Origin of the sequence: Streptomyces sp. NRRL F-5126, assembly GCF_000721265.1 — a bacterium.
In the GTDB taxonomy this organism is placed as follows: Bacteria; Actinomycetota; Actinomycetes; order Streptomycetales; family Streptomycetaceae; genus Streptomyces.
Map to the genome: position 1 here is coordinate 143,444 of NZ_JOFZ01000001.1, position 14,918 is coordinate 158,361.

The following is a 14,918-nucleotide window of genomic DNA, read 5'->3' on the forward strand; positions in this document are numbered from 1 at the left end:
TCCCACGTCACCCGCTCCGCCCGGCCCTACGGATATCTGCTACCCGCCGGGGAGGAGCAACCGCACACGAACATTCGCACGATCGTTCGTCCTTACGAGCCCAGGATCGTCGCCAGGAACTCTCCCGTCCAGGAGAGCAGTTCTCGGCCCACCACGGGCTTGCCGCCGATCTTGCCGGTCGTCGGGCGCGGCACCAGGATCTGCTTCGCCGGCGCCTTGATGACGGTGCGCGGGTGCAGCCGCTTGAGGCGCAGCTCCTGCGACTCGCGCAACTCCACAGGAGCGAAGCGGATGTTGCTGCCCTGCAGCACGATCTCGGCCACGCCGCAGGCACGCGCCAGCATCCGCAGTCCGGCGACGAGCAGCAGGTTCTCGACCGGCTCGGGCAACTTGCCGTAGCGGTCGGTCAGTTCCTCGCGCACCGCCTTGATGTCGTCCTCCGAGGACGCCGAGGCGATCGCCCGGTACGCCTGCAGGCGCAGCCGCTCACCGGGCGCGTAGTCGTGCGGGACGTGCGCGTCGACGGGCAGCTCGATCTTGACCTCGATCGGCGGCTCCTCCTGCACCCCGCCGTCCACAGCGGCCCGGTAGTCGGCGACGGCCTCGCCGACCATCCGCACGTAGAGGTCGAAGCCGACGCCCGCGATGTGTCCCGACTGCTCGCCGCCGAGCAGGTTGCCCGCGCCGCGGATCTCCAGGTCCTTCATCGCGACGTACATGCCCGCGCCCATCTCGGTGTGCTGCGCGATCGTCGCGAGCCGCTCGTGCGCGGTCTCCGTGAGCGGCTTCTCCGGCGGGTAGAGGAAGTACGCGTACCCGCGCTCGCGGCTGCGGCCCACGCGGCCGCGCAGCTGGTGCAGTTGGGAGAGGCCGAAGTTGTCGCCGCGCTCCACGATAAGGGTGTTCGCGTTGGCGATGTCGATGCCGGACTCCACGATCGTCGTGGAGACCAGCACGTCGAACTTCTTCTCCCAGAAGTCCACCACGACCTTCTCCAGGGCCTGTTCCGACATCTGGCCGTGCGCCGTCGCGATCCGCGCCTCGGGCACGATCTCGCGGAGCTTGGCCGCCGCGCGGTCGATGGACTCGACGCGGTTGTGGATGTAGAACACCTGGCCCTCGCGCAGGAGTTCGCGCCGGATCGCCGCGCCGATCTGCTTGTTCTCGTACGGGCCGACGAACGTGAGGACGGGGTGGCGCTCCTCGGGCGGTGTGGTGATCGTCGACATCTCGCGGATGCCGGTGACGGCCATCTCCAGGGTGCGCGGGATCGGTGTCGCGGACATCGTGAGCACGTCCACGTTGGCGCGCAGCTTCTTCAGCTGCTCCTTGTGCTCGACGCCGAAGCGCTGCTCCTCGTCGACGATGACGAGCCCGAGGTCCTTGAACTTCGTCTCCGACGAGAACAGCCGGTGCGTGCCGATGACGATGTCGACGGCGCCCTCGTGCAGCCCCTGGAGGGTGGCCTTCGCCTCCGTGTCGGACTGGAAGCGCGACAGCGCCTTCACGGACACGGGGAACTGCCCGTAGCGCTCGCTGAACGTCGCGAAGTGCTGCTGCACCAGCAGCGTCGTGGGCACGAGGACGGCGACCTGCTTGCCGTCCTGGACGGCCTTGAACGCGGCACGCACCGCGATCTCCGTCTTGCCGTAGCCGACGTCGCCGCAGATCAGCCGGTCCATCGGGACCGTCTTCTCCATGTCGTCCTTGACCTCGGCGATGGTGGAGAGCTGGTCGGGCGTCTCGACGTAGGGGAAGGCGTCCTCAAGCTCGCGCTGCCACGGCGTGTCGGTGCCGAACGCGTGTCCCGGCGCCGCCATGCGCGCCGAGTACAGCTTGATCAGGTCGGCGGCGATCTCCTTGACGGCCTTCTTGGCGCGTGCCTTGGTCTTCGTCCAGTCGGCGCCGCCGAGCCTGTGCAGCGTCGGGGCCTCGCCTCCGACGTACTTGGTGACCTGTTCGAGCTGGTCGGTGGGGATGTAGAGCCGGTCGCCCGGCTGTCCGCGCTTGGCGGGCGCGTACTCCACGAGCAGGTACTCGCGGGTGGCGCCCTGCACGGTGCGCTGCACCATCTCCACGTAGCGGCCCACGCCGTGCTGCTCGTGGACGATGTAGTCGCCGGCCTCCAGCGTCAGCGGGTCGATGGCCTTGCGGCGGCGCGTCGGCATCCGCGCGCCGTCCTTGCCCGCGGCCTTCTGCCCCGACAGGTCCGTCTCGGTGAGGACGGCGAGCCGCAGCGCCGGGTCGACGAGCCCGTTGTCGATGGAGCCGCAGGCCACGTGTACGACGGACGGGGCGATCTCGGTGAGCCCGCCCTGCTCGGGGGTGTCGAGGCGGGCGGCGATGCCCTCGCCGCGCAGCACCTCGACCGTGCGGGACGCGGTGCCGTGGCCCTCGGTGACGTAGACGGTGCGCCAGCCGTCGGAGAGCCACCCCTTGGTGTCGGCGAGTGCGCGCGCCGTGTCGCCGCGGTACGTCTCGGGCGCGTGCATGCCGAGGGTGAGGGTGTCGTCACCGTCGTCGGCGCCGTCGCCCGCGTCCAGGGCGAACGGGGAGACCGACCACCACATCATGCCGATCTCGCGGGCGTGCTCGCGCACGTCGGCGACCGGCCAGAGGGAGGCCGCGCCGACATCGATGGGCGCGGCCGTCCCCGCGGGCCCCTCGTCGTCCTGGCCGCCCGCCATCGCGGTGGCGGCCCAGGAGGCCTGGAGGAACTCCTGGCTGGTGGCGACGAGGTCGGCGGCCCTGGTGCGCACGCGCTCCGGGTCGCACACCACGGTCATGGCGCCCGCGGGCATCACGTCGAGCAGCAGCTCCATGTCGTCGACGAGGACGGGGGCGAGCGACTCCATGCCCTCGACGGCGATGCCCTCGGCGATCTTGCCGAGCAGCTCGCCGAGCTCGGGGTGGTCCTCCGCGAGGGCGGCGGCACGCGCCCGTACCTGCGCGGTGAGCAGCAGCTCACGGCACGGTGGCGCCCACAGGCCGTACTCGGCGACCTCGAGCGACCGCTGGTCGGCGATCTTGAAGTAGCGGATCTCCTCGACGTCGTCGCCCCAGAACTCCACCCGCAGCGGGTGCTCCTCGGTGGGCGGGAAGACATCGAGGATCCCGCCGCGCACGGCGAACTCGCCACGCTTCTCGACCAGTTCGACGCGCGAGTAGGCGGCGGCCGCGAGCGCCTCCGTCACGTCCTGCAGGTCGGCGCTCTGCCCGGTGCGCAGCGCCACGGGCTCCAGGTCGCCGAGCCCCTTGACCTGCGGCTGCAGCACGGAGCGTACGGGCGCGACCACGACGGACACGGGCCCGGTGGCCGGGTCGTCCTGCGCGGGGTGGGCGAGCCTGCGCAGCACGGCGAGGCGGCGGCCCACGGTGTCGGAGCGCGGTGAGAGCCGCTCGTGCGGCAGTGTCTCCCACGACGGGTACTCCACGACGGCGTGCTCGTCGACGAGCGACCTGAGCGCGGCGGCCAGGTCCTCCGCCTCGCGCCCGGTGGCCGTCACGGCCAGCACCGGCCGCTTGGCGTCGCGCGCGAGCGCGGCCACGGCGAAGGGGCGCGCGGCGGGCGGCCCGACGAGGTCGACGTGGTGGCGGTTCCCGTCGGCGGCGGCCTTGACCGCTTCCACGAGCGCCGCGTCGCGACCAACGGCGTCCAGCAGACCGTGCAGGCTCATGAAGAATTCCGTCCGGCAGGCAACACGAAGGACCCGACACGTGTCACGGGCCGGGGGTTCCAGGGTACGACTACGCCGCACCCGGCCGCTCGGGCCGGGTCGCGCGGCCCCCGGCCGGGCCCGGGAGCGCAGCACGCACGCGCCCGCCCCCGGCCGGTGCGCCTGGTGGCGTCCGGCCGGGGGCGGGTGCCCCTCCGTGGTTCCCACAGCGCCGCCGTCGGTCGGGCGGCGGCGCTCCCCCGGGGTGGGCTGTTCGGTGACGGACTGCTCGGTGACCAGTTGCTCGGTGACGTGCTACTCGGTGGCGATCGCGTTCAGGACGTTCATGCGCCCCGCGCGGAACGCCGGGAACAGGGCCGCGAGCAGACCGACGAACGCCGACGCCACGAAGACCCCGGCGATCGTGGGCCACGGGATGGACAGCACGTCGAGCCCCTCAAGCGCGAGGAGCTTCTGGGCCGCCGTGCCCCAGCCCATCCCGAGGCCGAGGCCGACCGCCGCGCCGAACAGGGCGATCACCACCGACTCGAGACGGATCATGCGGCGCAGCTGGCGGCGGGAGAGGCCGATGGCGCGCATCAGCCCGATCTCGCGCGTCCGCTCCACCACCGACAGGGCCAGCGTGTTCACCACTCCGAGCACCGCGACGACGATCGCCAGCGCCAGCAGGCCGTACACCAGGTTCAGCAGCTGCCCGATCTGGTCGCGCAGCGTCTTCTTGTAGTCGGTCTGATCGCGCACCGTGTACTGCGGATACGGCTTGAGGGAGTGCTTGAGCGCCGTGTACGCCTGCTTCTCCTTGCCGTCCTTGGCCGCCGCGAACATCATCATGTTTCCGGGCATGCGATCCGCCGGCACGTACCGGCGCGCCGTCGTGATGTTCGTGTACATCACGCCCGAGTCGATGACGCCGTCGTCGGAGGTGACGGCCGCGACCCTCAGGTGTGCCGTGCGGCCGCCCGCGAACGCGACGGTCAGCGTGTCGCCGGCCTTCACGTGCGCGGCCGTCGCGTACTTCTCCCCCACCGACATCGCGTTCTTTCCGTACGCGGCCTGAAGCGACCCCTGCTTCGTGTCGCGCCGCAGGTCGGACGCGTACGACGGGTCGGCGGCGACCAGCGGCGCGTGCTTCTTCACCGTGCCACCGGGCGCGGTGACGGTCGCGTCCATCGACTTGTACCGCGTGACGTGGTCGAGGTACGGCGCCTTCTCCAGCGCCGCCTGCGCCTGCGGCACGATCGGCTGCCCCGTGTCGGACTGGACGATGAAGTCCGCGCCGACCGACCTGTCGAGCTGGTCCGTCGCCGAGGCGACCATCGAGGAGCCCACCACGGACAGGCACGCCACCAGCGCGAGCCCGATCATCAGCGCCGCTCCGGTCGCCCCCGTGCGCCGCGGGTTGCGCAGCGCGTTGCGCTCCGCCATCCGCCCGACGGGACCGAACACCCGCAGCACGACAGCGCTCAGCAGCCGCACCACCACGCCCGCGAGCAGCGGGCCGACCACCACGAACCCGATGAGCGTCGCCACGATGCCCAGGCCGAGGAACGGGGACGCCGCGCCCGCCCCGTCCTGCTGCGTCGACACGTACAGCGCCAGGCCGCCCGCCAGCGTGAGGACCAGGCCGAGGGCTCCGCGCACCCGGCCGGCGCGCCCGTCCGCCGGGGTGCCCGCGTCGCGCAGCGCCGCCATCGGCGAGATGCGCCCGCCGCGCCGCGCGGGGATCCACGCCGCCACGACCGTCACCACGATGCCGAGCAGCAGGCCCACCACCGGCGTGCGCCACGTCACGGTGAGGTCCTGCGTCGACAGGTCCATGCCCGCGGCGCCCATCACCTTCATCAGCAGCACCGCGAGGCCGACGCCCGCCGCGACCCCCGCCACGGAGCCCACGACGCCGAGCAGCACGGCCTCCGTCAGCACCGACCTGTTGATCTGCTTGCGGCTCGAACCGAGCGCGCGCATCAACCCGATCTCGCGGGTGCGCTGGGCGACCAGCATCGAGAACGTGTTGACGATCAGGAAGATGCCGACGAGAAACGCGATCCCGGCGAAGCCGAGCATCGCGTACTTGATCACGTCGAGGAAGGAGCCGATGTCCTTCTTGTTCGCGTCGGCCGCCTCCTTCTGCGTCTGGATCTTGTACGTGCCCGAGCCTGCGAGCGTCTTCGCGACGTCGCGTTTGAGGGCCGCGTCGCTGACGCCCTTGGCCGCCGTGACGTTGATGCTGGTGAACCGGTCGGTGGTGCCGAGGAGTTCGCGCTGCGCGCTGCGGGTGTCGAAGGTGACGATGGCCGCGCCCGGGTTCGTCACCTTGAACGTCGCGATGCCGGAGATCCGTGCGGAGAAGTCGCCGCCGGCCGTGATCGTGCGCAGTGTGTCGCCGATGGCCAGATGGTGTTTCTTCGCGGTGTCCGCGTCGACCATCACCTGGCCGCCGCGGGTGGGCCGGTGGCCCGACGTCACCTCCATCGAACGCGCGTCGGTGGACGTCCAGTTGCCGGCGATCGTCGGCGCACCGCTCGCCGCGCCGACGTTCTTGTCGTGGTCGTCGACGACGGTGACGCTCTGGCTGGAGACACCGCCCTCGGCGGATGCCACACCCTGCACCGCCCTGACCCGCGCGAGTACCGACGCGGGCAGCGAGTCCGGCTTGCCGGTCTCCGGCCCGGAGTCGCCCGCCGGCGCGTCCTTCGGGCCGACCGTCACATCGGACGCCGTCACCGCGAAGATCTTGTCGAACGTGGTGTTCATCGTGTCCGTGAACACGAGCGTGCCCGACACGAACGCCACGGAGAGCAGCACGGCGACCGCCGAGAGCGCCATCCGCCCCTTGTGCGCCAGGAAGTTGCGCAGCGACGTCTTCAGGATCGTCACGACGTACGCCCCCGCGCCTCGAAGTGCTTCATGCGGTCGAGCACCGACTCCGCGGTCGGCCGGAACATCTCGTCGACGATCCTGCCGTCCGCGAGGTACAGCACACGGTCCGCGTACGACGCGGCGACCGGGTCGTGCGTGACCATCACGATGGTCTGGCCCAGCTCGTCGACGGACGTGCGCAGGAAACCCAGCACCTCGGCGCCCGCGCGCGAGTCCAGGTTGCCCGTCGGCTCGTCACCGAAGATGATCTCCGGGCGGGCGGCCAGCGCACGCGCCACGGCCACGCGCTGCTGCTGCCCGCCGGACAGCTGCGTCGGCCGGTGCTTCAGCCGGTCCGCGAGACCCACCGTCTCCACGACCCGCCGCAGCCACGCCTCGTCGGGCTTGCGGCCCGCGATGTCCATCGGCAGTGTGATGCGCCCCGTACGCCTTGACGACGCCCCGCGCCCGCGCCGCGACAGCCGTGGGCCCTCCCGTCCCCCCGCGCCTGGGTGTGCTCACAGCCGTAGTCACGGTATGTCTCCTATGTCAGTGGTCTTCCGCCGGTCCAAGTCTTCTGCGTCCAGGGGGTGCGGCGCGCTGGTGCGCAGCGCAGTGTTTTCCCTCGGGTTTCCCCCACCCCACTGCTGCGGCCTGCGGGCCCCCTGGACCCGAGCGGTAAAGACCACGTTAAGGATCGCCGCCCCACCGCCACGTCCTCCGGCGGGACGAACGGACCCTGGGCAGGAGTGAGGAGATACCCCTAAGGGCAGTCCACCCCCGGGTTGAGCCCGGGGGTGGAGGACGGCGGGAGACGTGCAGGCGGGCGGCCGATGGCCGCAGAACGCACCGCCGCCCCGGCCCCCAGCGCCGAACGCGACGGGGAGACCGGGGCGGACCGGACGGGAACCGGCCTAGAGCAGGCCGTCCCACATCTGTTCGAGCAGTACCGACCACCAGCTCTCCGGCGACGACAGCGCCGCCGGATCGAGCGCCGCCAACTGCGCCTGGAAATCGACCGTCCAGCGCCCCGCCTGCTCGGGCGTGAGGCCGAACCGCAGCCGCCACATCCGGCCGAGCATCGCCATGCACCGTACGAACTGCGGCAGCCCCGAGTTCACGAACTGCGGCGACGCGGGCGCCCCACCGGGCCCCGCCTCCACCGGCACGGCCATGATGTGCGCCGTGCCGTACTGCACGCACAGCGACCGGCCGAAGTCCGTGCCCACCACCAGGTACGACGACGCGTCGGACGCCGCCTGCACCTGCCGCTGCGCCGCGATCTCCGCGAGCGTGGGGATCACCGGTTGCGCCGGCTGCGCCCAGAAGAACGGCCCGAAGTCTGCGGGCAGCCCCGCCCACACGAGCGTCTGCGCCACGATCTCCGGCACGCCCTGCCGGGACACCGCGTTCTGGTCGTAACGGCAGATGCCCTGCGGGCCGAACGCGCCCAGCATCTCCTGCTGGATCGCCTCGGGCGGCACCGGCGGCGCGGGCGGCACAGGCGGCAGCGGGGCACGCACCGGCGCGGGCCGCGCGGGCCCATCCGCGACCTGGTGCAACTCGCCCTGGTGCGTCAGCAGATGCCGCATGCCCTGCTGCCGGCTCGCGTGGTCCTGCCCGTACGGTGCCACGCTCGTGATCCGCACCTGCGGCCACATCTCGCGGATCATCCGCGCGCAGTAGCCGCCGGGCAGCTCGCACGACTCCAGCTCCGTGTGCAGTTCAAGCACTTGCTGCGGCGGCACGTTCATGGCGCGCAGCTCGTGCAGCAACTGCCACTCCGGGTGCGGAGTCCCGGGCGCGGAGCGGCGGATCAGGCGCGCCTCGGAGCCGTCGGGCGCGCGGTAGCGCAGCACGGCCTGGTAGCCGGGGCCGACGGTCGGCACGCCGGGCGGCGTCTGCGGATACCCGTACGCGGCGGGCTGCGGCACGCCGGGCTGCACGGGCGGCGGCGACCCCGCGCCCTGCGGCGCTCCGGGCGGCGGCGGAGGCGGCACCGGCCCGCTGCCGCCCGGCTGGTGCGGGTCGGCGAACACGGTCGCCGCGTGGTGCACGCCGGGCGGGTTCGGCGGCCCGGGAGGCCGCGGCCCCTCGGGGGCGCCCTCCAGCGAGGGCGCGAGCTGCGTCGGCACGTAACCGCCCGCGACACCCGGCGCGCCCGGGGGCCCGGGGGGCGGCGGCGTGGCCGCCATGCCGCCCGCCGGGGCATTCCCGGCCGCGGGCGGCAGCGGGGCCGACGGGTGCGGCTGCGCGGCGCTGGGCGCGGGCGTGCCACCGGGGGTGGGGGGCACGGCCGGCTCGACCGAGGTCGGCGGCAACTGGCTGCCGCCGTCCATCAGCGCGGTGGGCACATCGGGGCCCACGGCGGGCGGCGCCGCGCCGTCGCCGCCGGCGCCAGGGACGGGCGGCGAGAAGACCGTGGCGGGCAGCGGCACCGACCCGCTGTCGGACGGGCCGTTGGTGTCGGTCCCCTCCCACGGAGTCGCACCGCCGGGCGCGGCCCCGGCCGCCGGTGCGGCCTGCGGAGCAGCCGCCGCGGGAGCACCCGCGCCGGGCCCCTCGGCAGACGACTGACCGGAGGCCTGGGCCGCGCCAGGCAGCGAACCGGCGCTCGTGCCGGGACCCGAGACCGAGCCGCCGGAGCCCGGGCGCCCGTCCGACGCCGCAGGCGCCCCCGCGGCGGTGCTCCCGGCAGGCACAGGACCGGAGGGCGCCGCACCCGGCAACGAGCCCGGACCCGCAGCCGTGGCCTGGGTCGCACCCGGGCCGGAGCCCGGGCCCGAACGCCCGTCCGGAGCCGGGGCGCCGGGCGATCCCGCAGCCGCCGAGGGGCCGCCCTGGCCCGGAGCGCCGTCCGAAGCCGCCGCAGGCGCCGCTCCACCGATCCCCGGCCCGGAGGCGGGGCCGGAACCCGCGACAGGAGCCGCGCCCGCACCCGGAGCCGGGGCCGAAGGGCCGACCGGCGCCGCAGCCGAAGCCGACGCCGCAGAAACGCCACCACCGGAACCCGGCCCGGACGCCGACCCGGAACCCGGGGCGGGAGCCGCGCCCGCACCCGCGCCCGGGGCCGAAGGGCCGACCGGCGCCGCAGCCGAAGCCGACGCCGCAGGAACGCCACCACCGGAGCCCGAGCCGGACACCGGCCCGGAACCCGGGGCGGGAGCCGCGCCCCCACCCGCGCCCGGGGCCGAAGGGCCGACCGGCTCCGGCACCGCAGCCGAAGCCGCCGCAGGAACGCCACCGCCGGAGCCCGGCCCGGACGCCGACCCGGAACCCGGGGCGGGAGCCGCGCCCCGCGGCGCCGCCGCGTCCGCGCGGTGGTCCGGGATGCCCAGCTTGTCCGCCGCCTCCTGCAGCCACTCCGGGGGCGTGAGCAGGAACGACGTCTGGTTCAGGTCGATCCGCTCCGGAGCCTTCGGCGCGGGGGCGGATCCACCCACCGCCCCGTACTCCTCCTCGTACCTGCGGATCACCTCGCCCACCGAGACCCCGGGCCACAGCGACACGTCGCCGCTGTCACGCGCGATCACCAGCCGCTGCCGTCCGCCACCGCCGACGGGCCCGCCCTCGCGGTCCTGCGACCACACCACGAAACCCAGATCGAACTCCCGCACCAGCACCTCACGGTGCTGGTAGGCGGGCAGGCCGCCGTTCACCCACTCCTCGCCGCGCTCCTGCGCCTGCGCGAACGTCACCATCCCGCGCTCACCCCTCCACCGGGACGGCGCGCGCGAAGCCGCCGTCCACCATCAGGTTCGCCACGGTCTCCAGCTCGGGCGGGCTGCCCGCGAGCCGCTCGAGGAACGCGTCGAAATCGTCACCGCACGGCAGCAGCAGCCGCTCCATGCGCTCCTGGACGTCCATGCCATCCCGGTCGCGGGCGTCGTCGTACGGGCAGAACCAGACCGACCCGAGCCGGTCCCCCCTGACCTTCACCGCCAGGATCCCGCCCTGCACGAACGCGACCCCCAGGAAGTCCTTCGTCAAATGGTCGCGCAGGCACTTGTTCACGTACACGAGATCGTTGACGGCCGCCTCGTCGCGCACCGAGAAGAACGGCTGGTCCACCAGCAGCCCCAACTCGGCGTCCAGCGCCACGCCCACCGGAGCGCATCCGCCCGCCGCCTTCAAGAACGACCGGTAGGCGCCCGGCAGCCGGTACCCGAGCTCCTCCTCCGCGCCCGCCACCAGCTCCTCGCCGACCGGCAGCCCGCCCTTCGGCAGCCCGAAATGCGCCGGCCGCGTCTCCTGCAAGGGGCGCGTGCCCCGCTTCGCCAGGTCGACCGGCGCCGTCGCGAGACCACCGTGGTGCCGCAGCAGCGCCTTCACCTCCACCGGCACGAGCAGCAGCCTGCGCGAACCCGCCTCGTGGTGCCACGTCCAGCCGTGCGGCGTCGCCACCGCCGGGATCGTGTCCCACAACTCGTGCCCCGCCGCGCTCGACGCCGCGTTCGCCGACACATAGTCCGTCAGCCGCAGTTCGTCCACCCCGAACCCCGCCGGGGGCTCCGCGATCTCCGCCACCGCACGCGCATACGGCGCGAACCGCGGGTAACCGCCGCCGTCGACCCGCACACCCGCCGGATACCTGGCCGCCCGCACCGGATCCGGAAAACGCACGAGCTGCCCCGCGTAGGCCGCGTTCGGTGGCGCGGCGTGCTGCCCGAGCCGACCTGTCGTCATGGCGCTTGCCCCCTGCTGATGCTGGCTGTTGCGGCACAGCCTATGCGGTGGGACGGCGCCGCGGACCTGCGCGGCCACCCCCCGCGGCCGGCCCGTGCCCGGCGGGGCCACGCACCGCGGCACGAAACACCCGCACCTGTCACCAACTGTCACGATCGCGTGACCGTACGCCGACGGCACGCCACGAAGTTCGCCCCCGCTACCCGATCTGCCCCCACATTTGGCAGGCTGTTCCCGCGCACCGGGGGACGTGAGCCCGCACACGACGCACAGCGGGCACGGGAGGGTACGGACATTGCACACGGCACAAACGGACACCGAGACAGACGCACGGACCGACGCTCAGGCAGGCGCGCGGCCCGCCGCACAGGGCGACCCCAGACTGGGCTGGAGCAGCACGCAGCCCGACCCCGCGCCCCACCCGGGACACCGCCGCGACGGCATCCTGCCCGCCGTCGCCGCCGCGCTCTCCGTCCGCGGCCAGACCCTCACCTGCACCGCGGGCAAGGCCGACCAGCCGCCCCGGCTGCACCCCCTCGTCCAGGACTTCCTCGACACGCTCGCCACCGCCCAGCGGGAACGGTTCACCGGACGCTGCCCCGAAGCGATCCTGCTCTCGCGCCACCTCACCGCCGCCGAAGCCGACCGTTCCAAACGCGCCCGCAAGAAGCCCCTCACCCAGGGCGAGGCCAGGCGCTCCCTCAAACACGCCAAACTCACCGCCCGACGCATCCGCGAGGACGGCGACCCCCTGCACGGCGGCTACGCGCCGCCCTGCCGCTCCTGCGCACCGCTCCTCGACCACTTCGGGGTGCGCCACGTCGACCCCTCCGACCACGCCGCCACGGACTGACCCGCACGGCCCCTCGCGACGAGCGCCCGGCACAGGCACCGGCACAGGCACCGGCACCGGCACCGGCACCGGCACACCGAAGCAGAACAGAAGAACGGCAGAACGGCTGACCCATGCCCGACCTCTCCACCACCCGCTTCCCCGTCCCCGTCGACGCCGCACTGCGCGACGCCGGCTGGCAGCCAGGACGCTGGGACATCAAGCAGGCCGAGGAGTGGGCCGACACCGTCAGCGCCCACATCACCCCCGCGGGGCACCGCCACCGCGTCTTCCCCGCCGCCGTCGAAGCCTGGGCCGAATTCGGCAACCTCACCATCGCCCCCCTGGGCCCCGGCCGCCAGATCGCCCCCGCGACAGTCCGCATCGGCCCGCTCGCCGGCCTCCACCTCGCCCGCACCCTCTCCGACCTCGGACGCTCCCTCGACACCGAGATCAGCCCGCTCGGCGAGGAGGGCGACGCCCAGGCCGTCCTCGCCATCGACCGCACCGGCCGCGTCTACAGCATCGACCACACAGGCGACTGGTACCTCGGCCCCGACATCGACACCGCGCTCGGCACCCTGCTCACCGGCCTCGAACCCGCCAGACTCACCCCCGGCACGGACTGACCGCACCCCCGAGAGGCACGCGGACCCGTTCCGCCGCACCATGGGAACGGGCGACACCCGCCCACCCGGAACGCTCCCCAGGAGCGGGGCGGACGCCGACGCGAGCCAGCCCGGGAGGCCGCGATGCACACCTTCCGCGAACCGAGCGGCGGACCTCCCATGATCAGCGAATCGGGGCGCGTCGCCCAGACCGCGCTCAGCGCCAACGGCATGGGCGTCTTCCTCTGGGACGTGAACACCGGGGTGATGCGGTACAACGACGCCGGCCTCGCCGTCATGGGCATCAGCCCCCACGAATGGGACGGCAGGCTCGAAACCCTCGGTGAACGCATGGTCGACACAGAGCTCCCCGCCGTCCAGGCACGCGTCGAACGCGCACTCGCGGACGGAACCAGCTTCAGCCTCTACTTCCGCGTACGGCTCCCCGGCAACTCACTGCGCTGGACCCACACACAAGGCCGAGTCGTCTCCGACGGGCAAGGCCGGCCCTCCCGCGTCATCGGCATCATCAGGGACGCCAGCCAGGAACTCCTCGCCGTCGACCAGACGGAACAAGTACGCAAGGCACGCAGCGACCGGCGCCGCCAAGCCGCCATCGCCGGCTCGCTCAACGAGGCGCTCGCCGGCGCCGTCACCGTCAGCGACGTCGCACAAGCCGTCACCAGCACCGAACTCCTCCACCAACTCGGCGCCGCCACCATCGCACTCGGCCTCGTCGACGACGGCCGGGTCGTACCCGCCGGATCCAACAACCTGCCCGACAACTGGGTGCAGAACGTCCACCTCGGACGCTTCGACGAACCACTCCCCCTCAGCGACGTCATCCGCACCGGCGAACCCGTCTTCATCACCAGCCGCGAGCAGTACATCGAGAAATACCCGGCCCTGCGGCCCCTGCTCGCCCAGATCCCCGACGCCACCGCCGCCGCCTACCTGCCCCTCATCGCCCACGGCTCACCCATCGGCGCCATCGGACTCTCCTACAACGGCAAAGCACACTTCACCCAGGACGAACAGACCGTGCTCACCGCCGTCAGCACCACCATCGCCCAATCGCTCCAACGCGCCCTGCTCTACGACAGCGAACACGAACTCGCCAGCGGACTCCAAGCGGCCATGCTCCCCCAGACCATGCCCCACGTACCCGGCGTCGACCTCACCGTCCGCTACCGCCCCGCGCACCCCCCGGGAGACGTCGGCGGCGACTGGTACGACGCCATCCTCCTGCCCGGCGGCCAGATCGTCGCCGTCGTCGGCGACGTCGAAGGACACGACGTCACAGCCGCCGCCGTCATGGGCCAACTACGCATCGCACTCCACGCCTACGCCGACGAAGGCCACCCGCCGGCCACCATCATGGCCCGCACCTCCGCATTCCTCGCCGAATCCGACACCGACCGCCTCGCCACCTGCATCCTCGTCCACCTCGACCCCGCCACAGGACGCATGGTCACCGTACGAGCGGGACACACACCGCCCGCCCTGCGCCGCCCCGGCAACGGCGCCGCCTGGATCGACACCGCCGGCGGCCTCCCCCTCGGCCTCACCGAACCCACCGGCTTCCACACCTACCCGGAAACGGAGACCACCCTCGAACCCGACGCCACCCTGCTGCTGTACACCGACGGACTGCTCGAAACACGCACAGCCGGCATCGACACCGACACCAGACTCCTCAACACCCTGCGAACAGGCCCCCAGGACCCGGACCCACTCGCCGACCACCTCATCAACACCATGGCCACCTGCACAGGAGAGGAAGACGACGTCGCACTCCTGCTCCTGCGCCGAACCACCCACAAACCCACCGCAACACGCACCCCGCGCATCACCGTTTCCATCAGCCGCAACAACCCGGACAGCCTCCACACCGCCCGCCGCACCCTGCGCACCGCCCTGCGCCAATGGTCACTCGAACCACTCCGCGACACCGCCGAACTCCTCGCCTGCGAACTCACCACCAACGCCCTGCTCCACACCCACGGCACCGTCACCCTCACCGCCACACCCGTCGAAACCGACAGGCGCACCCTCCGCCTCACCGTCACCGACACCTCATCCGCCCCACCCCGGCGCCGAAGCGCCACGGAACAATCCACGTCGGGACGCGGCCTGGTACTCGTCGAGGAACTCGCCACCGCATGGGGCGTCACGGCGCGCGGCAACGGCAAGGCCGTCTGGTGCGACATACCGCTCGTCCGCGACTGACAACGCCGCGCGCCGGCGTTTCGGCCA

7 protein-coding genes and 1 pseudogene are annotated in these 14,918 nt (G+C 72.9%); 3 read left to right on the plus strand and 5 right to left on the minus strand.

The features are described 5' to 3' along the window. Positions 1-92: 92 nt before the first annotated feature. From mfd to IH48_RS0100685, 5 genes and pseudogenes are all read right to left on the minus strand, one after another. The gene (gene mfd, locus IH48_RS0100665; RefSeq protein ID WP_030897596.1) at positions 93-3,677 is read right to left on the minus strand and encodes a transcription-repair coupling factor; all 3,585 of its coding nucleotides are present in this window, start codon (positions 3,675-3,677) and stop codon (positions 93-95) included. Between the two features lie 294 nt (positions 3,678-3,971). Then, entirely contained in the window at positions 3,972-6,554 is a 2,583-nt protein-coding gene (locus tag IH48_RS0100670; protein WP_030897597.1) for an ABC transporter permease, read from the minus strand. Next, a pseudogene (locus tag IH48_RS32865) lies at positions 6,551-6,973 on the minus strand (ATP-binding cassette domain-containing protein); the annotation flags it as partial. The pseudogene IH48_RS32865 and the gene IH48_RS0100670, both read right to left, overlap by 4 nt. A 477-nt stretch (positions 6,974-7,450) precedes the next feature. After that, positions 7,451-10,237 (minus strand): SUKH-4 family immunity protein, encoded by a 2,787-nt coding sequence (locus IH48_RS0100680; RefSeq protein WP_030897599.1) that lies wholly within the window; start codon positions 10,235-10,237, stop codon positions 7,451-7,453. A 7-nt stretch (positions 10,238-10,244) separates the two neighbouring features. Then, on the minus strand, positions 10,245-11,222 hold the full coding sequence (locus tag IH48_RS0100685) for an SMI1/KNR4 family protein (RefSeq protein WP_078849375.1): 978 nt from the start codon (positions 11,220-11,222) through the stop codon (positions 10,245-10,247). A gap of 382 nt (positions 11,223-11,604) precedes the next feature. On the opposite strand from IH48_RS0100685, the gene IH48_RS0100690 reads away from it, so the two are divergent. The 3 genes from IH48_RS0100690 (at position 11,605) to IH48_RS0100700 (ending at position 14,891) form a co-directional block, all read left to right on the plus strand. Beyond that, entirely contained in the window at positions 11,605-12,075 is a 471-nt protein-coding gene (locus IH48_RS0100690) for a YwqJ-related putative deaminase (RefSeq protein ID WP_051839073.1), read from the plus strand. A gap of 113 nt (positions 12,076-12,188) precedes the next feature. Beyond that, positions 12,189-12,683, plus strand: a complete 495-nt coding sequence (locus tag IH48_RS0100695) for an SUKH-3 domain-containing protein (protein ID WP_030897604.1) — start codon at positions 12,189-12,191, stop codon at positions 12,681-12,683. A gap of 159 nt (positions 12,684-12,842) precedes the next feature. Then, a complete protein-coding gene (locus IH48_RS0100700; RefSeq protein WP_030897610.1) occupies positions 12,843-14,891 on the plus strand; it encodes a SpoIIE family protein phosphatase in 2,049 nt (682 codons plus the stop codon). Positions 14,892-14,918: the final 27 nt, after the last annotated feature.